The organism is Paenibacillus sp. YAE3 (genome assembly GCF_057546105.1).
In genome coordinates this window covers 31,968-54,428 of record NZ_BAAIYF010000021.1, presented here as the reverse complement: position 1 = coordinate 54,428, position 22,461 = coordinate 31,968, and the positions used below count along the sequence as shown (strand labels likewise).

Sequence of the window (22,461 nt, the reverse complement as noted above, 5' to 3'; positions counted from 1 at the left end):
CGAATGCGCGGATTTGCTTTCGTTCTATGACAGATTAAACAAGCCAAGCGTGGAGCATTTCTGGGACTCCTTCTGGACGACTTCATCCATGTTGATGCCGAGGAGGTTGCACAAGGCCGACATGTAAAAAATATTGCGTCCCAGTTCGGCGCTGATGATTTCCTTGCAATTTTCGCATAACTCTCCGCGTACGTGAGTCCGGGCCACGTCTTTCGCTTCCTCCAGGCTCACTTCGGGTTCAAAGGACTGTTTGGTGGCGTGGAGTTCGATACAGCCGCAGTCCGTAACGGCCTTGGCAACAGCCCGGTTGACGGATGCGCTGCTTTGCCCGTTTTTGGACAAGACATCCAGCAGACTGCGGTGACGGAGCAACAATTCGGAAACCTGATCCTGAAAAGCCTGTAAACTTGGTGCGCTCATTTTTCCTTTTCACCTCTAGCTTAAGAATTGAGTTCATTATATGCCAGGCATTTGCCCATTTTCAACCAAAATCGAGACTCCTAACGAAAGGACCTTTTGCAGATCCGATAGAAAAATTTGGGTTGCAAAGGATTATGTGGGCCAAAATTGGACCATACTGCTAAGGAAATATGTATGACTGATACAATCAAGGAGGTGTGGGAACTTATGCTGAGAAAATTCATCGTGGCGTTTGCCGGTCTGTGCGGCGCTTGGACAGGTTATACCCTTCATCAATCAGCCGGATGGACGTTCCCGAGTTTAGGTATTGATCAATCCGTATGGGGCAGCTTGATGTTTGCAGGACTTGGAGCAATTTTATTTTTGTTGATAGGTTCCCTGTGCGCTCAGGCGCTCGCGGCACGCTTTCAATCGATGATCCAGATGTTTGCGGGAATGCCGATGAATGAATTGGCGGCGGGAGCGGCCGGTTTGACGGGAGGTTTGCTGTTATCCCTGCTGATCTATCCGAGCCTTGCTTGGGCGGGAAAAGCGGGTGAGATTGCAGCCGTGGGGCTGACGTTGTTTTGCGGATACATCGGATTCCGGGTCGGTTTGGACAAAAAAGACGAGCTGGCGACGCTGTGGACCTCGGGACGGTGGAGCAAGGGCGATGCGTACGAGGACCGGAAAATCGAAGAACATAAAATTTTGGACACCAGCGTCATTATCGACGGCCGCATCGCGGATATTTGCAAAACCGGTTTTATCGAAGGAACGATCGTGATTCCCGAGTTCGTGCTCGAAGAGCTGCAGCATATCGCGGATTCGTCGGATTTGCTCAAACGCAACCGCGGCCGCAGAGGGCTCGATATTTTGAACAAAATCCAGAAGGAGCTGGATGTTCGGGTCCTGATCTACGAAGGGGATTTCGAGGAAATTTCCGAAGTCGACAGCAAGCTGGTCAAGCTGGCCAAGGTCCTGCAGGGGAAAGTCGTCACCAACGATTTCAACCTGAACAAAGTGTGCGAGCTGCAGGGCGTGTCGGTGCTTAACATCAATGATCTGGCAAACGCCGTGAAGCCGGTCGTGCTGCCGGGAGAAGAGATCATGGTGCAGGTCATCAAGGACGGCAAAGAACACGGCCAAGGCGTGGCCTATCTGGATGACGGCACGATGATCGTGGTCGAGGGCGGGCGCGATTACATCGGCAGCATGATGGAAGTGCTGGTGACAAGCGTGCTTCAAACTTCGGCCGGACGGATGATCTTCGCCAAACCGAAACTGTTGGAAAAAGCCCAGTAAAAGGGGTATGATGGGGGTATACATTTTTTCTTACGGTGGTTGAGGAGGCAAATCTCGTTTTGGACAATCAAAATAGCGTGGGCGTCGTGGTGGTTTCCGCGGGCAAGGGTTCAAGAATGGGGACCCGCGAAAGCAAGCAGTACCTGCTACTGGACGACAAGCCCATCATGATCCATACATTGGAGGTCTTCGACCGGATGCCGCTGGTTCGGGAGATCGTCCTGGTGACCGGAGCGGAAGACATCGAACGATGCGCCGGGTGGATTGACCGGTACGGGCTTCGCAAAGTGGTGAAAATCGTGCCGGGCGGCAAGGAAAGACAGCAGTCCGTATATAACGGCTTGTTAGAGATCAGCACGGAATGGGTAATGGTTCATGACGGCGTCAGACCGTTTGTCGAACCGGAAAGAATCGAGGCATGCCATCAAAAAGCCCTGCTTACCGGGGCGGCGGTGCTGGCGGTTCCCGTGAAGGATACCATCAAGTGGGTGAGCGGTTCGGGAATGATCGAAGGAACCCCCGACCGCCGAAGTCTGTGGGCGATCCATACCCCACAGGCTTTTCGTCTTTCCGATTTAAAAAAAGCGCATGAGCTGGCCGAGGCCGACGGCTTCGTCGGCACGGACGATTCCATGCTCGTGGAACGAATGGGCATTCCCGTTGCGGTCGTCGAAGGCAGTTACACCAACATCAAAATCACGACGCCGGAAGATTTGGAGTATGCCGCATTCATGATAAAACGCAGGGGAGAGAAGAATAGATGATACGAGTAGGACAAGGATTTGACGTGCATCAGCTGGTGGAAGGCAGGCCGTGCATCATCGGGGGCGTCACCATTCCTTACGAAAAAGGCTTGCTTGGCCATTCCGACGCGGACGTGCTTTTGCACGCGGTGACCGATGCGATTCTCGGCGCGCTGGGGCTTGGCGATATCGGCAAGCATTTTCCGGATACCGATCCGAAATTCAAGGACGCCGATAGTTTGAAGCTGCTGCTGCATGTATGGGAGATGGCTAAGGAGCGGGGATACCGCCTGGGGAACATCGATTCCACCATCATCGCGCAGAAGCCTAAAATGGCGCCGTACATCCCGCAGATGGCCGAAGTGATCGCCCGCGCGCTTGATGCGGACCTGGAACAGGTGAACGTGAAGGCGACGACGACCGAACAGCTCGGCTTCACCGGCAGAGGCGAAGGAATCGCGGCGCAATCGGTTGTCTGCCTTGTCAAAGATGTGCTATCATCTTGAAGGATTTGAGCGGTTGAAGCGTAAATAAGCGGTTCATCGCCGGTTAGTTGAATAGTTAAGTGGAAGTAGCGAAGGGGATGGAATCGATTCTTTCGAAGCTGAGAGCTTTTTGAAAAAAAAGCTGCTTCGGAAGCATATGCTAGCGGTCGCCTAAAAGCTTTCCGAAGGAAAGCTGGCATCGAAAGCATAAGCTTTGTCTCCGAATTTCTACCTTGTTGGAATATAGATCAAGAAATTTGGAGACAACAGCGATCGGAAGATCGATCCGGGAGCCGTAGCGGCCAACTAGCACGTCTGAATTAGCGTTGGGCTAAGCAAACACAAAGTGGAGGGGATTTTCATGACTGATAAAGTTCGCGTACGGTACGCACCGAGTCCTACGGGACATTTACATATCGGAAACGCCAGAACGGCGCTGTTCAACTATTTGTATGCCCGCAATCAGGGCGGGGACTTCGTGATCCGGATCGAGGATACCGACGTCAAGCGTAACATCGCCGGGGGCGAAGAAAGCCAGCTGAAATATTTGAAATGGCTCGGCCTCGATTGGGACGAAAGCATCGATATCGGCGGGGAGTACGGACCTTACCGTCAGACCGAACGTCTCGACATCTACAACAAATACACGCAGGAGCTGCTGGACAGAGGGCTTGCTTACTACTGCTACTGCACGGAAGAAGAGCTGGAAAAGGAACGGGAAGAGCAGCTTGCGCGCGGCGAAACCCCGCGTTATTCCGGCAAGCACCGCAATCTGACCGAAGAGCAGCGCAAGGCGTACGAAGCGGAAGGGCGCGTGGCAAGCATCCGGTTCCGCGTTCCCGAAAACAAAACGTATACGTTCGACGATATGGTCAAGGGAACGATTTCGTTTAATACCCAGGATACCGGCGACTTCGTCATCGTCAAAAAAGACGGCATTCCGACATACAACTACGCGGTCGTCATTGACGATCACCTGATGCAAATCAGCCACGTGCTGCGTGGGGAAGACCATATCTCCAACACGCCGCGGCAGCTGATGATTTATGAAGCGCTCGGCTGGGAGCCGCCGCGTTTCGGCCATATGACGCTGATCGTGAACGAAAACCATAAAAAGCTCAGCAAACGGGACGAGTCGATCATCCAGTTCATCGAGCAATACGACCAGCTCGGATATTTGCCGGAAGCGCTCGTCAACTTCATCGCCCTGCTCGGCTGGTCGCCCGAAGGGGAAGAGGAGATCTACAGCCTGGAGGAATTGATCAAAATCTTCAATCCGGACCGGCTGTCGAAGAGCCCGGCAGTGTTTGACCAGAACAAGCTGGCGCACCTGAACAACGCATACATTAAAAAAGCCGACCCGGAACGTATCGCCAAGCTTGCGATTCCGCATTTGCAAAAAGCGAGCCGCCTTCCTGCCGAGCTTTCCGCCGAACAGGAAGCGTGGGCGAAAAAACTGGTTGCCCTGTACCAAGAGCAAATGGTCGCCGCTTCGGACATCGTCGAATTATCGGCCATGTTTTTCCGGACTCATCTGGAAGTGGACGCCGAAGCCCAGCCGATTTTGGGCGAGGAGCATGTGCCGACCGTGCTGAAAGCCTTGCTTGAAAAAATCGAAGCTTCCGCCGAATATTCGGCGCCGCAGATCGCAGCCATGATCAAAGAGGTGCAAAAGGAAACGGGCTTTAAAGGCAAACAGCTCTTTATGCCGATCCGCGTGGCGCTGACGGGCCAGATGCACGGGCGCGACCTGAACGAAACGATCTATTTGCTCGGCAAGGACCGGGTCATCGAACGGCTGAGATCGCAGATCAAGGGAGCTTGACCGGGAAGGCTGCGCCCAAATGCCGAAAACTTTCTTGTCAGCCCGATGTATTTTCGGATATAATAACTACCAAAATAAGATCTATAGAGCCTGTCTATAAGAACAGGCCGGATATTATAGACGAAGTGATCGAAAGAGCGATGAGCAGGAGAAGTACGCTTTAGCCTCAGGCATTTACCAGAGAGGATAACCTCATGGAGAATTTGCTTTCCATGCTGGCTGGAAGTTATCCATATGCCGGCTGCGGAAATGCGCCTGTGAGCTGCATGGATGAGCGGTTCCGTCCGGAGCCGTTAGACTATGCCGGAAGGTCCCCCGTTATCAGGGCAATCGAGTGGAATCCAGCCGTGCGCATCAGAAAGAACGACGCGCCAATCAGGCCGGATTCAAGCAGAGTGGAACCGCGTATCATAACGCCTCTGCAGCGTAAGCTGCCGAGGCGTTTTTTGGTTTTCAGGCGAGCCGCTAAGGCGGCGGCAGCCTGCGCTTATGGGAGCGAAGGAAGAGAAGAGCACAAAGAGGGGAACGGACATGTTTAAAAGAATCAGATCGGATATCCAGACGGTATTTGAAAACGATCCGGCCGCCAGAAGCCTGTTCGAAGTGGTATTCACCTACTCGGGATTGCACGCCATCTGGGCTCACCGGATCGCGCACAAGCTGTACGCCCGCCGATGGTTCACCCTTGCCCGCGTCATTTCGCAGTTCAGCCGTTTCATGACGGGAATCGAAATCCACCCCGGCGCGAAAATCGGCAACAGGCTCTTTATCGACCACGGCATGGGCGTCGTGATTGGGGAAACCTGCGAAATCGGCGACGACGTCGTCATTTACCAGGGCGTAACGCTTGGCGGTACGGGGAAGGAAAAAGGCAAACGCCATCCGACGATCGGCAACAACGTCGTCATCGCTTCGGGCGCAAAGGTTCTGGGTTCTTTTAAGGTGGGCGACCAAAGCAACATTGGAGCCAACTCCGTCGTGCTCAAGGAAGTACCGCCGAACAGTACGGTCGTCGGCATCCCGGGCCGGATCGTGAAGCAGGACGGCCGCCGCGTCGACCGGCTCAGCCACCAGCTGCCCGACCCGATCGTCGATTCGCTTCGCAGCATGCAGCAGGAGATCGACCGGCTTCGAAGCGAACTTGAAAACCTGAAAGGCGAACGCGGCGAGCTGGTTCGAATCCATGCCGCGCGGGAACCGGAGCAGGTGGAATAAAGCCCGTTCCGGGCAAGGACGTTGCACGCGGGAGGCGGAACCCGACGCCCGACGCGGATGATTCGCCTGAATCGCGATTGGATAAGAAAGATAAGAAAAACCGAGGATTTTGGCTGAAAATCCCGAACGAAAGGAAAAGTGACTATGGCGCTTCAAATATATAATACGTTGACACGCTCCAAAGAAGAGTTTGTACCGATGGAACCGGGAAAGGTAAAAATGTATGTGTGCGGGCCGACCGTGTATGACTACATTCATATCGGCAACGCCCGTCCCATGATCTTTTTCGACGTGGTCCGCACGTACCTGGAGCAAATCGGCAACGAGGTCAATTACGTCGTCAACTTCACGGACGTGGACGACAAGCTGATCCGGAAGGCAGAGCAAATGGGCAGCACCGTGCCGGAGGTTGCCGATACGTTCATCAAGGCTTATTACGAGGATCTGGAGGGACTGGGCATCGAAAAGGCAACGGTCAATCCGCGAGTCACCGAAAACATGGACAATATCATCGCTTTCATTCGGGAGCTGGAGGAGAAAGGCTTCGCATACGAAAAAGGCGGCGACGTCTTCTACCGTACGAACAAATTCCCGGATTACGGCAAGCTGTCGCACCAAAAGCTGGATGAACTCCAATTCGGGATCCGGATCAACGTCGACGAGCGAAAGGAAAATCCGGAGGATTTCGTGCTTTGGAAAGCGGCGAAACCCGGCGAAATTTATTGGTCCAGCCCATGGGGAGACGGACGTCCGGGTTGGCATATCGAATGCTCGGCCATGGCCCGCCGCTATTTGGGGGACACGATCGACATCCACGGGGGCGGGCAGGATTTGCAATTCCCGCACCATGAATGCGAAGTGGCCCAATCCGAAGCGCTGACGGGCGAGCCGTTGGCGCGCTACTGGATGCATAACGGCTACATCAAAATCAACAACGAAAAAATGTCGAAATCGCTCGGCAACGGCATACTCGTCAAAGATTTGCGCAAGGAATTCAAAAAAGAAGCGATCCGATATTTCATGCTTTCGACGCATTACCGCAACCCGCTGAACTTCAACGCCGAAACGATGAATCAGGCGACGAACAGCGTGGAGCGCATCGCGAACGCCGTCTCCAACCTGAAGCACCGCCTGGAAACGGTGACGCCCGACGGGCATGGAGCGGTCCGCGAGGAGCTGAAGCAGAAGCTGGACGGCATTTTGAGTCAGTATTACGACAAAATGAACGACGACTTCAACACGCCGGATGCGATTACCTCGGTTTTCGAATGGGTCAACGAAACGAATTCGCTGCTGCAGGAGCCTGTCGTCAATCCGGAAGAGCTGAAGCTGATGCTGTCCGCCTTCGAACAACTGAACGCCGTGCTTCGACTTTATGGCGGGGAAGACGCCGTGCTTTTGGATGAAGAAGTCGAACGATTGATCGCGGAGCGCGCGCAGGCCCGCAAGGATAAAAACTGGAGCCGTGCCGACGAAATCCGCGACCAGCTGGCGGCGCAGGGGATCGTGCTGGAGGATACGGCGCAAGGCATGCGCTGGCGGCGCAAATGAGCGGCCGGGACAATGCAGGGCTGCCGCCGGAAGCGGGGGATGAATGGAACGGCTGGTTCGAATACCCGCCTTCCAGGCAGCCCCGGCTGATTCCCCCGATCGTGCTTGCGTACATCGGGGATGCCATTTATGAAGTGGCGGTCAGGCAGTACCTGATTTCCAAACGGAACCTGAAGCCGAACCAGCTTCACCACCAAGCGACCGGCATCGTATCCGCGAAAGCGCAAAGCCGGATTCTGGCGGCGCTCGAGCCCGTCTTGACGGACGAGGAGAAGGACGTCGTCAGGCAAGGGCGCAACGCCAAATCCGGCAGCATCCCGAAAAACGCGAACGTGCTCGAATATCGTCATGCCACGGCGTTCGAGAGTTTGATCGGGTATTTGTATTACGCGCAGCGGCACGACCGGATGCGGGAGCTCATCGGCATGGGAATCGAATATATGCTGCAGCAGAGTCATATCAAATAAAGCTAGTGGAGGATATCATGGAGGAAGAAATTATCGGCGGGAAGCATTCGGTCATCGAAGCGCTGAAATCCGGCCGCACGATCAATAAAATCTGGGTTGCCGAAAATGCGCAAAAGCATTTGACGCAGCCAATCGTCATCGAGGCGAAAAAACTCGGCGTCGTCATCCAGCACGTAGACAAACGCAAGCTCGACCAGCTGGCGCCGGGCGTTCAGCATCAAGGCGTCGTGGCCCAGGTCGCCCCTTACGCTTACGCCGAAGTGGAGGACATCTTGCAGGCTGCCGAACAGAAAGGGGAGCCGCCGTTCATTTTGCTTTTGGACGAAATCGAGGATCCGCATAACCTGGGATCGATCCTTCGTACGGCGGATTGCACCGGCGTGCACGGCGTCATCGTTCCGAAGCGCCGTTCGGCGCAGGTGACTGCCACCGTGTCCAAAACTTCGGCCGGAGCGGCCGAATACGTGCCGGTAGCCAGAGTCACCAACCTGGGGCAAACGATCGATGCTTTGAAGGAAAAAGGGATTTGGGTCGTAGGTACCGATGTGTCGGCCGCTGCCGGGATCTACGAAACGAATGTTTTCGACGGGCCCGTAGCCATCGTCATCGGCAACGAAGGCAAAGGCATGGGGCGGCTGATCCGGGAAAAATGCGACGTTCTGGTCAAGCTGCCGATGAACGGGCGGATCAACTCGCTGAACGCCTCCGTGGCCGCCGGCGTGGTCATGTACGAAGTATTGCGGCGCCGCACCCAAGGTTAGATCGGGATGGCGGATTTGCGGGACGTGCTCCTGGTGGACGGCTACAATATGATCGGTGCTTGGCCGTCTCTTGCGAAGCTGTCGCAAATCAGCATGCAGGAGGCGCGCGACAATCTGCTAAGCAAACTGGCCGATTACCAGGCTTTTACCGGCCGGAAGGTGATCGCCGTCTTTGATGCGTATCGGGTGCCGGGGCTTGGCAAAGCCTTTTCCCAAAGCAAAGTTCAGGTTTACTTCACGAAAGAGAAGGAAACTGCCGATGAATGCATAGAGCGGCTGGTCGGGGAGCTCAGCCTCCGCAGCCGCAAAATCTATGTGGCCACCAGCGACTTCATCGAGCAGCATGTCATCTTCGCGCGCGGCGCGCTGCGGCTTTCCGCCCGCGAACTGCTTATCGAAGTGGAAAACTGCGAAAAGGCGATTCAGCATCGGATTCAGCGCGAGCATGCGCCGAAGACGAGAAATACGCTGGACGGCAAGCTGAAACCGGAGCTTAGGGAGTTATTCGAGAAATGGCGCAGGGAATGACAGAAATTGGAACCTATTACAAATTTGCATCTCTTGACAATTTTGTTAGCGGCGTTCTTTTTTAGGTAATACGTGGTTGACGGTGTCAACTGCCATCATTTATACTGTTCGTATATTTCACAGAGTAACGGGTACCTTGCGTTGCAGCCGGGGGGATTCTTGGTGAGTGTAGACCTCAAAGAGTTAACGTTGTCGGATTACGAGTACAAGTCGGATGAGGACGTCGTCGAATATTTTCGTGAAGGCGATAGCGAAGCGCTCGAGTTTTTGATTAACAAGTACCGGAATTTCGTGCGCGCCAAAGCCAGGTCTTACTTTCTGATCGGCGCCGACCGGGAGGATATCATTCAGGAAGGCATGATCGGATTATACAAATCGATCCGTGATTTTCGGGTGGACAAGCAGTCTTCGTTCAAGGCTTTCGCCGAGCTCTGCATCACGCGGCAGATTATTACGGCGATCAAGACGGCGACGAGACAGAAGCATATTCCACTGAATTCTTATGTCTCTTTGGACAAGCCGATTTACGATGAAGATTCCGACCGGACGCTCCTGGACGTCATTTGCGGTTCGCAGGTGTCGGACCCGGAGGAATTGATCATCAACCAGGAAGAGTTCGTGGGTCTGGAGGACAAGATGTCCGAGATTTTAAGCGACCTGGAACGCAAAGTGCTGATGCTGTATTTGGACGGCCGTTCCTATCAGGAGATTGCGGTCGACCTCAAGCGGCATGTGAAATCGATTGACAACGCCTTGCAGCGTGTCAAACGCAAATTGGAACGTTATTTGGAAGTTCGCGACAATTAGACGCTCGGTAACGAAAAGGCTCTTAACGGAGTCTTTTTTTCACAATTGGACATGACAAGGTTTAAGCGCCACAGGAATGAATCATAATGGTAAATGAATGCAGGCGGCTTTCAGTAGAGGAAAAAGGCTTGAAAACACTAGGGATGTAGCGATCCCGGCATGCCGGAAACAGGGCCATTCTTTCGTTGACACGGTTTCACCCTTATGATAAAGTGTTTTAGGTAGGCCTAAATTCGCGTGTTTTAATGGATGAGCAGGCAAAGACCGCAAGGTTTTTGTTTCTTATTCATTTCGCAAGAACGGTTTTTTCTTTTCAGCAATGAAGGGCTTGGGCTGTTCTGCTAGGGAAATATAGAGCCTTCTGAAAAGAAGGACGTCTTCGGGAGGTGCACAGCATGCGGGTAATTATCACTTTGGCTTGTACGAACTGCAAACAAAGAAACTACACAACTACCAAAAACAAGCGAAATCACCCCGACCGCATGGAGATGAAGAAATTTTGCAAGTTCTGTAACGAGCAAACTCCTCATCGCGAAACCAGATAGTTTTTTGGAGGTGTAGTCGGCGTGAAAAGTAGTTTCAAGTCTCTGTTTTCCTTTTTCTCTGAAAGCTGGGCGGAGCTCAAAAAAGTTCGCTGGCCTAATCGTAAAGAGCTGACGAATTATACTCTGATCGTCCTCGGCACCATTGTATTCGTCACGATTTATTTTTGGGTTCTGGATATCGGCATTTCCGCTGTGATCGAAGCGATTATTTAAGAAGGGTCCCGGGTGGCTTGATATGGAAACTATGGAAAAAAGATGGTACGTTGTTCATACCTATTCCGGGTATGAGAACAAGGTCAAGGCCAATTTGGAGAAACGCGTCGAGTCCATGGGCATGGAGGACAAGATATTCCGCGTTCTTGTTCCGATGGAAGAAGAAGTGGTAAACAAGGACGGCAAGAAAAAAACCGTCATGAGAAAAGTTTACCCGGGGTATGTCTTGGTTGAAATGATCCAAACCGACGACTCTTGGTATGTTGTCCGCAACACGCCGGGGGTGACGGGCTTCGTTGGTTCGACGGGGTCGGGTTCCAAACCTACGCCTTTGCTTCCGGAAGAAGTAGATCAAATTCTGAAGCATATGGGCATGGAAGAACCTAAACCAAAAATCGAATTCGACATTAAGGAATCCGTGCGGATCAAGGTTGGTCCATTTGCGAATTTTGTGGGCTCTGTAGAGGAAATTCTCGCCGACAAGAGCAAACTCAAAGTTCACGTCAACATGTTTGGACGGGAAACCCCGCTTGAGCTGGATTATACTCAGGTGGAGAAGATATAAATATTTTCTTCAGGTTTCTTGTGGGAGGGGCGCAAACGTCCCGTTAACCACTTTTGAAGGAGGTGTCTTACATGGCAAAAAAGGTAATCAAAATGGTAAAACTGCAAATTCCTGCAGGTAAAGCGAATCCGGCTCCGCCAGTAGGTCCTGCATTGGGTCAAGCAGGTGTCAACATCATGGCATTCTGTAAAGAATTCAACGCTCGTACCGCTGACCAAGCTGGTCTGATCATTCCGGTTGAAATCTCGGTATTTGAAGACCGTTCCTTTACGTTTATCACGAAAACTCCACCGGCTGCAGTTCTGCTTCGCGTAGCTGCAAAAATCGAGAAAGGTTCCGGCGAACCTAACAAGAAAAAGGTGGCAACGGTTAAACGCGACAAGGTTCGTGAAATCGCTGAAACAAAAATGCCTGACCTGAACGCTGCTTCCGTCGAAGCTGCTATGCGTATGGTCGAAGGTACTGCCCGCAGCATGGGTATCACGATCGAAGACTAATTTTATTTTCGGTTTTTCTGCGACAACCGGTCGATTGGGACTGGCATATGTGGGAGGAATTTCCGTTAAAACCACAAAGGAGGAACAAACATGGCGAAACATGGTAAGAAATATGTTGAAGCTGCCAAGCTGATTGACAGCGAAGCATTTTACGAGCCAGCAGAAGCCGTTGAGCTTGTGAAAAAGGCTGCGACTGCCAAATTCGACGAAACCGTTGAAGTTGCAGTTCGTTTGGGCGTAGACCCACGTAAACAAGACCAAGCCGTTCGCGGCGTCGTTGTCCTGCCTCACGGCACGGGTAAAACGCAGCGCGTATTGGTATTTGCGAAAGGTGACAAAGCGAAAGAAGCGGAAGCGGCTGGCGCGGATTATGTTGGCGATCAGGACATGATCAACAAAATCCAACAAGGCTGGTTCGAATTCGACGTCTGCGTAGCTACACCTGACATGATGAGCGAAGTCGGTAAACTGGGTCGTCTGCTCGGCGGTAAAGGCCTCATGCCTAACCCTAAAGCAGGCACGGTTACATTCGATGTTGCCAAAGCGGTTCAAGAGATCAAAGCGGGTAAAATCGAATACCGTCTGGATAAAGCAGGTCAAATTCACGCTCCGATCGGTAAAGTATCCTTTGATGCGGCGAAACTGAATGAGAACCTCAAAGCTCTCATCGACGCCCTCAACCGTGCTAAACCGGCAGCTGCGAAAGGCGTTTATCTGAAAGGGATCGCAGTATCCTCGACGATGGGCCCAAGCGCTCGCGTGAACACAGCTTCTTTCAGATAAGAAATTAACGTTGACTTCCGTCGCGTTATCTGATAATCTGTAAAAGTTGTTGTGAAAGAACTGACCATTAAAGTTGAATATGCTTACCGTAGACAGTAGGTGCCCCGCAAGGCTTAATTTCCTACCGAGGTGTTGTGATAGAATGAGGATGGTTGCTCCTGACGTTCGTGTGGACAATCATCATTTATCAGGCCTTCGTGATTCTACGGAGGCTTTTTACATGCCTAGAATCATTAGGAACGGGAAGCAAGTCAGACTTTTCATCCAAACGATTGCAGTACATGTTCCGGCCGATTAGGTGCCGGACAGCGAAACTTTCAGGAGGTGTGAACATTGGCAAACGCAAAAGTGATTCAAGCGAAACAAGAAGCAGTGGAAGCAATCACGGCTAAGCTGCGCGAAAGCGCATCTACCGTTGTTGCCGACTACCGTGGATTGAACGTTGCCCAAGTGACCGAACTGCGTAAGCAGCTTCGCGAAGCCGGCATCGAATTCCAGGTTCTGAAAAACTCATTGCTGCGTCGCGCTACCGCTGCTGCCGAGCTGACAGAACTGGACGAAGTATTGACCGGTCCTACAGCGATTGCATTCAGTGGTGAAGATGCCGTAGCTCCAGCGAAAATCCTTAACGATTTTGCTAAGAAAAACGATGCATTGAAATTGAAAGGTGGCGTGGTCGAAGGCCGTGTCGTCGGCGTTGACCAAGTCAAAGCGCTGGCAGAACTGCCATCCCGCGAAGGTCTCCTTTCCATGCTCCTCAGCGTGCTTCAAGCTCCTGTGCGCAACTTCGCGCTTGCAGTTAAAGCCGTTGCAGAGAAAGAAGAACAAGGCGCGTAAGCACCTGTTCCTCGATGCAGTATTGAAAGACAAACACAAAAACTTTAATTATAAAATGGAGGTTTAACCATGAGTAAAGAGCAAATCTTGGAAGCAATCAAAGGCATGACTGTATTGGAACTGAACGATCTGGTTAAAGCAATCGAAGAAGAATTCGGCGTAACTGCTGCAGCTCCAGTTGCTGTAGTAGGCGGCGCTGCTGGCGCTTCCGAAGCTGCTGAGCAAACTGAATTCGACGTAATTCTGGCTAGCGCTGGCGCTTCCAAAATCAACGTTATCAAAGCGGTTCGCGAAATCACTGGCCTCGGCTTGAAAGAAGCTAAAGACCTGGTTGACAACGCACCAAAACCACTCAAAGAAAAAGTGGGTAAAGAAGAAGCTGATTCCATCAAAGCTAAATTGGAAGAAGCAGGCGCTACTGTAGAAGTGAAGTAATTCCTTCTTACGAGTGATTAAACATAACAAACCCCTTGAAAATTCAAGGGGTTTGTTTTTGTAAACGGGATTCCCCGTTTGGGTGGATTGAAATGAAACCGATCGGGACAATCTGTAGAAGGAAGACGAAACGAGACGGAGGGACGGCATGTCACAGCATTATTATTCGAATCAGCCTGAAGCCGGCCATGACCGGCGGGAGCTGGAGGAACGGCTGCGGGGACAAACCTTCAGGTTTATCAGCGACGCGGGCGTATTCTCCAAAAAAGGGGTGGACTACGGCAGCAAGGTGTTGATCGAAGCGATGGATATTCCGCAGCATGCCGAAGTTTTGGACGTGGGCTGCGGGTACGGCCCGATCGGTTTTGCGGCCGCCAGACTTGCCGCCAGCGGTCATGTGACCATGCTTGACGTGAACTCCCGTGCAGTCGCCCTGGCGAAGGAGAACGCAAAGCTGAACGGCATTCAAAACGTAACCATTCTGGAGAGCGATTTGTTTGCGGCCGTGCAGGGAAAAACCTTTGATGTCGTGCTGACCAACCCGCCGATCCGTGCCGGCAAAGAAACCGTGCATACGATTTTCGAACAGGCCCATGCGCACTTGAAAAACGGAGGTTCCTTGTGGATCGTCATTCAAAAAAAGCAGGGAGCGCCTTCGGCGAAAGCCAAGCTGGAGAGTTTGTTTAGTCAGGTCGAGGAAGTGACGAAGGATAAAGGGTACCGGATTTTTAAGGCTACAAAAACTTTTCGGTAATTTGCAATAGGACTATTGACTTGAAAATACTGATGTGATATTATTATAAAATGTCAGTATTAGGATAGGCTTCTTGTCTTTAGTTGACTGAAATGTCAATAGTTTTTATGCGGAGAGATGCATAAACAAGAGCATGTTCACGTATAATATGTACATTTTGGGCAAATCTACAGGATATGAAGCCACTTCCGTGTTTAGCTAGGAAGACCATGGATAAGTTGCTCTTTGTTCGAAAGCATTCGGGTAAGGGCTTTTCTTTATTTGTGGATGGAATCCTCTGCATGAATCCATTATAAGGTTCCAAACAGAGGTTCGCAATCAATTTTTGAAGTGAGTAGACATGAGGGGTGAGTTAAAGTTGGCAGGACATCTTGTTCAGTATGGTCGACGCACTCGGCGAAGTTATGCGCGAATTAATGAAGTACTTGAGGTTCCGAACCTGATCGAAATCCAACAAAAATCATACGAATGGTTTTTGGAGGAAGGATTGCGCGAAATGTTCCAGGATATCTCGCCAATTCAGGATTTTACGGGAAATTTGGTGCTGGAGTTCATTGACTACAGCCTTGGTGAACCGAAATACACCGTCGATGACGCGAAGGAACGCGACGTGACGTATGCGGCGCCTTTGCGGGTGAAGGTGCGGCTCATCAACAAAGAAACCGGAGAAGTCAAAGAACAGGAAGTATTCATGGGTGATTTCCCTCTGATGACGGAAACCGGTACGTTTATCATCAATGGCGCAGAACGGGTCATTGTCAGCCAGTTGGTACGCTCTCCTAGCGTCTACTTCAGCACGAAAGTCGATAAGAACGGCAAAAAGACGTACACCGCGACGGTCATTCCGAACCGCGGGGCATGGCTTGAACTGGAGACGGATGCGAAGGACATCATGTATGTCCGCATTGACCGTACCCGTAAAATTCCGGTTACCGTTTTGCTGAGAGCGCTTGGTTTCGGCAGCGACGCCGAAATTTTGGACCTGCTCGGTAACGACGAATATATCCGCAACACGCTTGATAAAGACAACACCGATTCGACGGAAAAAGCGCTCATCGAAATCTATGAACGCCTTCGTCCGGGCGAACCGCCTACGCTGGATAATGCGAAAAGCCTCCTCGTAGCGCGTTTCTTTGATCCGAAAAGATATGATCTGGCCAATGTCGGCCGTTATAAAATCAATAAAAAGCTTCACATCAAAAACCGTCTGTTCAACCAGCGCCTTGCTGAAACGCTGATCGACACCCAAACGGGCGAAATCATCGCTGAAGCCGGCCAAATGGTTGACCGTCGTTTGCTGGACGAGATCATGCCGCATCTGGATACGATGGTGGGCCACAAAACCTATCATGTGTCCAACGGCGTGCTTGACGCCAACGACATTCCGCTGCAAACGATCGACGTATTCTCGCCGATCGAAGACGGCAAAGTGGTCAAAGTGATCGCGAACGGCAACATCGACAAGTCGGTGAAGCACATTACGCCTGCTGATATTATTTCCTCGATCAGCTACTTTATTAATTTGCTGCACGGCATCGGCAACACTGACGACATCGACCATCTGGGCAACCGTCGTCTGCGTTCCGTCGGCGAATTGCTGCAGAACCAGTTCCGTATCGGTTTGTCCCGTATGGAACGCGTGGTTCGCGAAAGAATGTCGATTCAGGATGCGAACGTCATTACGCCGCAGGCGCTGATCAACATCCGTCCGGTCATCGCGTCGATCAAGGAGTTCTTCGGAAGCTCCCAGCTTTCGCAGTTCATGGACCAAACGAACCCGCTTGCGGAATTGACGCATAAACGCCGTCTGTCCGCGCTCGGACCGGGCGGTTTGACGCGTGAGCGCGCAGGCTTCGAAGTCCGCGACGTTCACCACAGTCACTACGGCCGGATGTGTCCGATCGAAACGCCTGAAGGTCCGAACATCGGTCTGATCAACTCCTTGTCCACGTTCGCCCGCATCAACGAGTACGGCTTCATCGAAGCTCCTTACCGTTGGGTCGATCCGAAGACGGGTGTGGTTACCGAGCATATCGACTACCTGACGGCCGATGAAGAAGACAATTACGTCGTCGCCCAGGCGAACGCGAAGCTGAATGAAGACGGAACGTTTGCGGAAGATATGGTTATCGTCCGTTACAACAAACAGTCCGACAACATTTTGCCGATGCCGAGCGATCGGGTAGACTACATGGACGTTTCGCCTAAACAGGTCGTATCCGTCGCGACGGCGCTCATTCCGTTCCTTGAGAACGACGACTCCAACCGCGCGCTGATGGGGTCGAACATGCAGCGGCAAGCGGTGCCTCTGCTCGTGCCTAAAGCTCCGCTGGTCGGAACCGGCATGGAACATAAAGCTGCGAAGGACTCGGGCGTATGTATCGTTTCCAAGCACGACGGCATCGTGGAGCGCTCCAGCGCCGACGAGATCTGGGTACGCCGGATCGAAAACGTGGACGGAAAAGAAGTCAAAGGCGACATCGTTAAACATAAATTGCACAAATTCATGCGTTCCAACCAAGGAACGTGCATCAACCAGCGTCCGATCGTCAAGAAAGGCGACATCGTCAAGAAAGGCGACATCCTGGCCGACGGACCTTCCACGGAGATGGGCGAACTGGCCCTTGGCCGCAACGTCGTCGTTGCGTTCATGACGTGGGAAGGTTACAACTACGAGGATGCCATCCTGCTGAGCGAAAAGCTGGTTAAAGAGGACGTGTACACTTCGATCCACATCGAAGAGTACGAATCCGAAGCACGCGATACCAAACTCGGACCTGAGGAAATCACCCGCGATATTCCTAACGTAGGTGAAGATGCGCTTAAGAACCTCGACGAGCGCGGCATCATCCGCATCGGTGCGGAAATCAGCGCCGGCGACATCCTGGTCGGCAAAGTAACGCCGAAAGGCGTAACGGAACTGACGGCGGAAGAGCGTCTCCTGCACGCGATTTTCGGCGAAAAAGCCCGCGAAGTGCGTGACACCTCTCTGCGCGTACCGCATGGCAGCGACGGCATTATCGTCGACGTCAAAGTGTTTACCCGCGAGAACGGCGACGAGCTGCCTCCAGGCGTAAACCAGCTGGTTCGCGTGTACATCGCCCAGAAGCGTAAAATCTCCGAGGGCGACAAAATGGCCGGACGTCACGGCAACAAAGGGGTCGTGGCCCGCATTCTTCCGGAAGAAGATATGCCGTTCCTGCCGGACGGCACGCCTGTACAGGTCGTGCTGAACCCGCTCGGCGTACCTTCGCGGATGAACATCGGGCAGGTGCTCGAAGTCCATCTGGGCTTCGCGGCCATGCAGCTCGGCATTCACGTGGCAACGCCGGTATTCGACGGAGCCAACGAATACGACGTATTCGATACGATGGAAGAAGCAGGCATGCAGCGCAACGGTAAGACCGTGCTGTATGACGGCCGTACCGGCGAGCGTTTCGAACGCGAAGTGACCGTCGGCGTCATGCACATGATCAAACTCGCGCACATGGTTGACGATAAAATCCACGCCCGTTCCACGGGTCCTTACTCCCTCGTTACGCAGCAGCCTCTGGGCGGTAAAGCCCAGTTCGGCGGACAGCGCTTCGGGGAGATGGAAGTGTGGGCGCTCGAAGCCTACGGCGCGGCGTACACGCTTCAGGAAATCCTCACCGTCAAATCCGACGACGTGGTTGGCCGGGTGAAGACGTACGAATCCATCGTCAAGGGCGAAAACGTTCCGGAACCGGGCGTTCCGGAGTCGTTCAAAGTCTTGATCAAAGAGCTCCAGTCTCTCGGCATGGACGTAAAAATCCTGAGCGGCGACGAGCAGGAAATCGAGATGAAAGAGCTCGATGACGACGATGATACTGCAGGCGATAAACTGAGCCTCAATTTGGAAGGCGCGGAAGTCGGAGTGGAATAAGTTCGCGGATGGACGGCGGACGGGGCAAACCCGTCTGCCTCATTCGCGGATTAAAACAATAGGACTAGGAGGGTTGCTCCTTGTTGGACGTAAACAATTTCGAATTCATGAAAATCGGGCTTGCATCCCCGGAAAAAATTCGTTCATGGTCCCGCGGAGAAGTAAAAAAACCGGAAACCATCAATTACCGTACGCTGAAACCGGAGAAGGAAGGCCTGTTCTGCGAACGGATTTTTGGACCGCAAAAAGACTGGGAATGCCATTGCGGCAAATATAAGCGTGTCCGTTACAAAGGCGTCGTCTGCGACCGCTGCGGCGTAGAAGTTACCCGCTCGAAGGTGCGCCGCGAACGGATGGGCCACATTGAGCTGGCAGCTCCCGTTTCCCATATCTGGTACTTTAAAGGCATTCCGAGCCGTATGGGTCTCGCTTTGGATATGTCTCCAAGATCTCTCGAAGAGATCATCTACTTTGCATCTTATGTCGTGACCGACCCAGGAGATACGCCTCTGGAGAAGAAACAGCTTCTGTCCGAAAAAGAATACCGCAGCTACCGTGAAAAATACGGCTACGGATTCCAAGCGGGCATGGGTGCCGAAGCCATCAAAAAGCTTCTTCAGGATCTCGACGTGGAAAAAGAACTGGAATTCCTGAAAGAAGAGCTTCGCACCGCTCAAGGCCAACGCCGCAACCGCGCGATCAAACGCCTTGAAGTGATCGAAGCGTTCCGCAATTCCGGCAATAAGCCTGAATGGATGATCATGGACGTCCTTCCGGTCATTCCTCCGGAACTTCGCCCGATGGTACAGCTGGACGGCGGACGTTTTGCAACGTCTGACCTGAACGATTTGTACCGCCGCGTCATCAACCGTAACAACCGTCTGAAACGCCTGCTTGACCTGGGCGCTCCGGACATCATCGTGCAAAACGAAAAACGGATGCTGCAGGAAGCGGTAGACGCCTTGATCGACAACGGCCGCCGCGGCCGTCCCGTAACAGGTCCGGGCAACCGTCCGCTCAAATCCCTCAGCCACATGCTGAAAGGTAAACAAGGACGTTTCCGCCAAAACCTGCTCGGTAAACGCGTCGACTACTCCGGCCGTTCCGTTATCGTCGTTGGACCGTACCTGAAAATGTACCAATGCGGTCTGCCGAAAAAAATGGCGCTTGAACTGTTCAAGCCATTCGTCATGAAAGAATTGGTCAACAAAGGCCTTGCCCATAACATCAAGAGCGCGAAACGTAAGGTTGAGCGTGTAAGTCCGGAAGTCTGGGACGTTCTTGAAGAAGTCATTAAAGAGCATCCGGTTCTGCTGAACCGTGCCCCTACGCTTCACCGTCTCGGTATCCAGGCGTTCGAACCGATTCTGGTCGAAGGCCATGCGATCCGTTTGCATCCGCTCGTATGTACGGCGTACAACGCCGACTTCGACGGCGACCAAATGGCGGTACACGTTCCGTTGTCCGCCGAAGCTCAGGCTGAAGCGCGCCTTCTGATGCTCGCTTCCGGCAACATCCTGAACCCTAAAGACGGCAAGCCGGTCGTAACTCCGTCCCAGGATATGGTCCTCGGTTCCTTCTATCTGACGATGGACAACAAAGAAGAAAAAGGTTCCGGCATGATTTTGGGCTCGGTCAACGAAGCGGTGTCCGCTTACCAACGCGGCACGGCAGGATTGCATGCGCGCGTTGCCATTCCGGTTAAAGCGCTCGGCAAAACCAGCTTTACCGAAAAACAGCAAGACGCGATGCTTTTGACCACGGTCGGACGCATTATTTTCAACGAAATTTTCCCAAGCAGCTTCCCGTACATCAACGAAGCGACCCGCGACAATCTTTTGAACGGTACGCCTGAGAAATATTTCGTTTACGAAAAAGGCGTGGATATCCGCGAACGTATGAATGAACTGCCTATCAGCAGCGCTGTCGGCAAAGAGTACCTGGGCCAAATCATCGCCCGGTGCTTCGAAATCTACCATACGACGGAAACATCCATCATTTTGGATAAAATCAAACAGCTCGGATTCACGTACTCCACCCGTGCCGGCGTAACGGTTGCGGTGGCGGACGTTATCGTTCCTGAAGAAAAACAGGAGATCCTCAGAGAATCCGAAGAGAAGGTTGCGGTCGTTACCAACCAGTACCGCCGCGGTCTGATCACCAACGAAGAACGTTACGACCGGGTTATCGACATTTGGTCCAAGGCCAAAGACGATATTACGGACGTCCTCATGAAATCGATGGACCGTTTCAACTCCATCATGCTCATGGTCGACTCCAAAGCGCGGGGTAACAAATCGCAGATTACGCAGCTCGGCGGTATGCGGGGTCTGATGGCGAACCCGTCCGGCCGGATCATCGAGCTCCCGATCAAGTCGAACTTCCGCGAAGGCCTGACGGTCCTCGAGTACTTCCTGTCCACGCACGGCGCGCGGAAAGGTCTCGCGGATACGGCGCTTCGTACGGCGGACTCCGGTTACCTGACCCGCCGTCTGGTCGACGTCGCGCAGGATGTCATCGTGCGCGAGGAAGACTGCGGAACGGACAAAGGCTTTACGGTTAGCAGAATCCAGGACGGCAAAGAGGTCATCGAGGATCTGTACGACCGTATCGAAGGCCGGTACTGTTTCGAAACCGTTCGTCATCCGGAAACCAACGAAATTCTGGTTAACCGCAACGAACTGATCGATTCGGACAAAGCCAACCTGATCGTGAGATCCGGAATTACGAAACTGCAAATCCGCTCCGTGCTCAGCTGCCGCGCCCGCCATGGCGTGTGCAAGAAGTGCTACGGACGCAACCTGGCGACGGGCAAACATGTCGAAATCGGGGAAGCAGTCGGCATCATCGCCGCGCAATCCATCGGTGAACCGGGAACCCAGCTCACGATGCGTACGTTCCATACCGGGGGCGTAGCGGGCGACGATATCACGCAAGGTCTTCCGCGTATCCAGGAGCTGTTTGAGGCCCGGAATCCGAAAGGTCAGGCGACCATCAGTGAAATCGACGGCGTCGTCAAAGAAATTCGCGAAGCAAAAGACCGCCGCGAAATCGAAATCCAAGGGGAAGCCGAAACCAAGGTTTACTCCGTCACTTACGGTTCCCGCCTGCGCGTGACCGAAGGCATGGAAATCGAAGCCGGCGACGAGCTGACCGAAGGTTCGATCGACCCTAAAGAAATGCTGCGCATCAAAGGGATCCGCGGCGTGCAGAACTACATCCTTCAGGAAGTTCAGCGCGTATACCGGAACCAGGGCGTAGAAATCAACGACAAACACGTCGAAGTCATGATCAAGCAGATGCTGCGCAAAATCCGCATCGTCGATGCGGGAGATACGCCGCTGCTGCCGGGATCTTTCGTCGATATTTACGAATACGAAACAGCCAACAAGGAAGCGATCCTTTCCGGCAAGGAACCGGCCGTTGCCAAGCCAGTCCTGCTCGGGATCACGAAAGCTTCCCTCGAAACCGACTCGTTCTTGTCTGCGGCTTCCTTCCAGGAAACGACGCGGGTGCTTACCGACGCAGCCATCAAAGGCAAAGTCGATCAGCTGCTCGGCCTGAAGGAAAATGTCATCATCGGTAAGCTGATTCCTGCGGGTACAGGTATGAACCGTTACCGCAACGTCAGATTCGATGATCCGAACGCGGAAGAAGACGGTTCGAAAGAGCTGGAAACGGCAAACGTGGAGTAATTTGAAACGGAAAGCGGCTTGCGGGGGCGGGCGATTGACCGCCTGCTCTCGCAAAAAGCTTTTTTACAATGATTTTCCTAGCAAAAATTAATAGCCGTTTTTCTTGACATCGGCGAATGCAGGTGCTAATATATCAAAGGTGCGTGA

At 52.8% G+C, this 22,461-nt stretch carries 21 protein-coding genes and 1 other annotated feature; of the genes, 20 read left to right on the top strand and 1 reads right to left on the bottom strand.

What is annotated here, in order from left to right; translation table 11 throughout:
* Positions 1-24 precede the first annotated feature (24 nt).
* A complete protein-coding gene (locus tag AC27KL_RS26845; protein WP_212952137.1) occupies positions 25-420 on the bottom strand; it encodes a nucleoside triphosphate pyrophosphohydrolase family protein in 396 nt (131 codons plus the stop codon).
* A gap of 207 nt (positions 421-627) precedes the next feature.
* Between AC27KL_RS26845 and AC27KL_RS26840 the strand changes: the two genes are divergently transcribed.
* From AC27KL_RS26840 to rpoC, 20 genes are all read left to right on the top strand, one after another.
* A complete protein-coding gene (locus AC27KL_RS26840; protein WP_487171693.1) occupies positions 628-1,704 on the top strand; it encodes a PIN/TRAM domain-containing protein in 1,077 nt (358 codons plus the stop codon).
* Between the two features lie 59 nt (positions 1,705-1,763).
* The gene (gene ispD / locus AC27KL_RS26835; protein WP_487171692.1) at positions 1,764-2,468 is read left to right on the top strand and encodes a 2-C-methyl-D-erythritol 4-phosphate cytidylyltransferase; all 705 of its coding nucleotides are present in this window, start codon (positions 1,764-1,766) and stop codon (positions 2,466-2,468) included.
* Positions 2,465-2,953: a 2-C-methyl-D-erythritol 2,4-cyclodiphosphate synthase gene (ispF, locus tag AC27KL_RS26830; protein WP_212952135.1), complete on the top strand. Its 489-nt coding sequence runs from the start codon at positions 2,465-2,467 to the stop codon at positions 2,951-2,953. Before ispD ends, ispF begins: the two co-directional genes overlap by 4 nt.
* 340 nt (positions 2,954-3,293) lie before the next feature.
* Entirely contained in the window at positions 3,294-4,757 is a 1,464-nt protein-coding gene (gene gltX / locus AC27KL_RS26825) for a glutamate--tRNA ligase (protein WP_487171691.1), read from the top strand.
* A 489-nt stretch (positions 4,758-5,246) separates the two neighbouring features.
* Positions 5,247-5,972, top strand: coding sequence for a serine O-acetyltransferase (gene cysE, locus AC27KL_RS26820; RefSeq protein ID WP_487171690.1), 726 nt, complete (start codon positions 5,247-5,249; stop codon positions 5,970-5,972).
* A 144-nt stretch (positions 5,973-6,116) separates the two neighbouring features.
* Positions 6,117-7,523, top strand: a complete 1,407-nt coding sequence (gene cysS / locus AC27KL_RS26815) for a cysteine--tRNA ligase (protein WP_487171689.1) — start codon at positions 6,117-6,119, stop codon at positions 7,521-7,523.
* Entirely contained in the window at positions 7,520-7,990 is a 471-nt protein-coding gene (locus AC27KL_RS26810) for a Mini-ribonuclease 3 (RefSeq protein ID WP_052147138.1), read from the top strand. Before cysS ends, AC27KL_RS26810 begins: the two co-directional genes overlap by 4 nt.
* Before the next feature lie 17 nt (positions 7,991-8,007).
* Positions 8,008-8,751: a 23S rRNA (guanosine(2251)-2'-O)-methyltransferase RlmB gene (gene rlmB, locus AC27KL_RS26805; RefSeq protein ID WP_339322485.1), complete on the top strand. Its 744-nt coding sequence runs from the start codon at positions 8,008-8,010 to the stop codon at positions 8,749-8,751.
* Positions 8,752-8,757: 6 nt separating this feature from the next.
* Positions 8,758-9,279 (top strand): NYN domain-containing protein, encoded by a 522-nt coding sequence (locus tag AC27KL_RS26800; protein WP_036712528.1) that lies wholly within the window; start codon positions 8,758-8,760, stop codon positions 9,277-9,279.
* 162 nt (positions 9,280-9,441) lie between these two features.
* Complete coding sequence (gene sigH, locus AC27KL_RS26795) at positions 9,442-10,086, top strand: RNA polymerase sporulation sigma factor SigH (RefSeq protein ID WP_036712530.1); 645 nt, start codon at positions 9,442-9,444, stop codon at positions 10,084-10,086.
* A gap of 395 nt (positions 10,087-10,481) precedes the next feature.
* Positions 10,482-10,631: a 50S ribosomal protein L33 gene (gene rpmG, locus AC27KL_RS26790; RefSeq protein WP_076176720.1), complete on the top strand. Its 150-nt coding sequence runs from the start codon at positions 10,482-10,484 to the stop codon at positions 10,629-10,631.
* 21 nt (positions 10,632-10,652) lie between these two features.
* A complete protein-coding gene (gene secE / locus AC27KL_RS26785; RefSeq protein ID WP_036712533.1) occupies positions 10,653-10,844 on the top strand; it encodes a preprotein translocase subunit SecE in 192 nt (63 codons plus the stop codon).
* A gap of 31 nt (positions 10,845-10,875) precedes the next feature.
* Positions 10,876-11,409 carry a transcription termination/antitermination protein NusG gene (nusG, locus tag AC27KL_RS26780; RefSeq protein ID WP_036712536.1) on the top strand — a complete coding sequence of 178 codons (534 nt, stop codon included), beginning with the start codon at positions 10,876-10,878 and terminating at the stop codon, positions 11,407-11,409.
* A gap of 71 nt (positions 11,410-11,480) precedes the next feature.
* The gene (gene rplK, locus AC27KL_RS26775; RefSeq protein WP_036712539.1) at positions 11,481-11,906 is read left to right on the top strand and encodes a 50S ribosomal protein L11; all 426 of its coding nucleotides are present in this window, start codon (positions 11,481-11,483) and stop codon (positions 11,904-11,906) included.
* A 90-nt stretch (positions 11,907-11,996) separates the two neighbouring features.
* Positions 11,997-12,689 carry a 50S ribosomal protein L1 gene (gene rplA, locus AC27KL_RS26770; protein ID WP_160045365.1) on the top strand — a complete coding sequence of 231 codons (693 nt, stop codon included), beginning with the start codon at positions 11,997-11,999 and terminating at the stop codon, positions 12,687-12,689.
* Positions 12,690-12,757: 68 nt separating this feature from the next.
* Positions 12,758-12,917: a sequence feature (ribosomal protein L10 leader region), on the top strand.
* Positions 12,918-13,022: 105 nt separating this feature from the next.
* Positions 13,023-13,526, top strand: coding sequence for a 50S ribosomal protein L10 (rplJ, locus tag AC27KL_RS26765; RefSeq protein WP_212952131.1), 504 nt, complete (start codon positions 13,023-13,025; stop codon positions 13,524-13,526).
* A gap of 69 nt (positions 13,527-13,595) precedes the next feature.
* A complete protein-coding gene (gene rplL / locus AC27KL_RS26760) occupies positions 13,596-13,961 on the top strand; it encodes a 50S ribosomal protein L7/L12 (protein ID WP_036712545.1) in 366 nt (121 codons plus the stop codon).
* 148 nt (positions 13,962-14,109) lie between these two features.
* Positions 14,110-14,715 (top strand): class I SAM-dependent methyltransferase, encoded by a 606-nt coding sequence (locus AC27KL_RS26755; protein ID WP_487171688.1) that lies wholly within the window; start codon positions 14,110-14,112, stop codon positions 14,713-14,715.
* Positions 14,716-15,073: 358 nt separating this feature from the next.
* Positions 15,074-18,619 carry a DNA-directed RNA polymerase subunit beta gene (rpoB, locus tag AC27KL_RS26750; RefSeq protein WP_339322483.1) on the top strand — a complete coding sequence of 1,182 codons (3,546 nt, stop codon included), beginning with the start codon at positions 15,074-15,076 and terminating at the stop codon, positions 18,617-18,619.
* Between the two features lie 80 nt (positions 18,620-18,699).
* Complete coding sequence (rpoC, locus tag AC27KL_RS26745; RefSeq protein ID WP_339322482.1) at positions 18,700-22,314, top strand: DNA-directed RNA polymerase subunit beta'; 3,615 nt, start codon at positions 18,700-18,702, stop codon at positions 22,312-22,314.
* Positions 22,315-22,461: the final 147 nt, after the last annotated feature.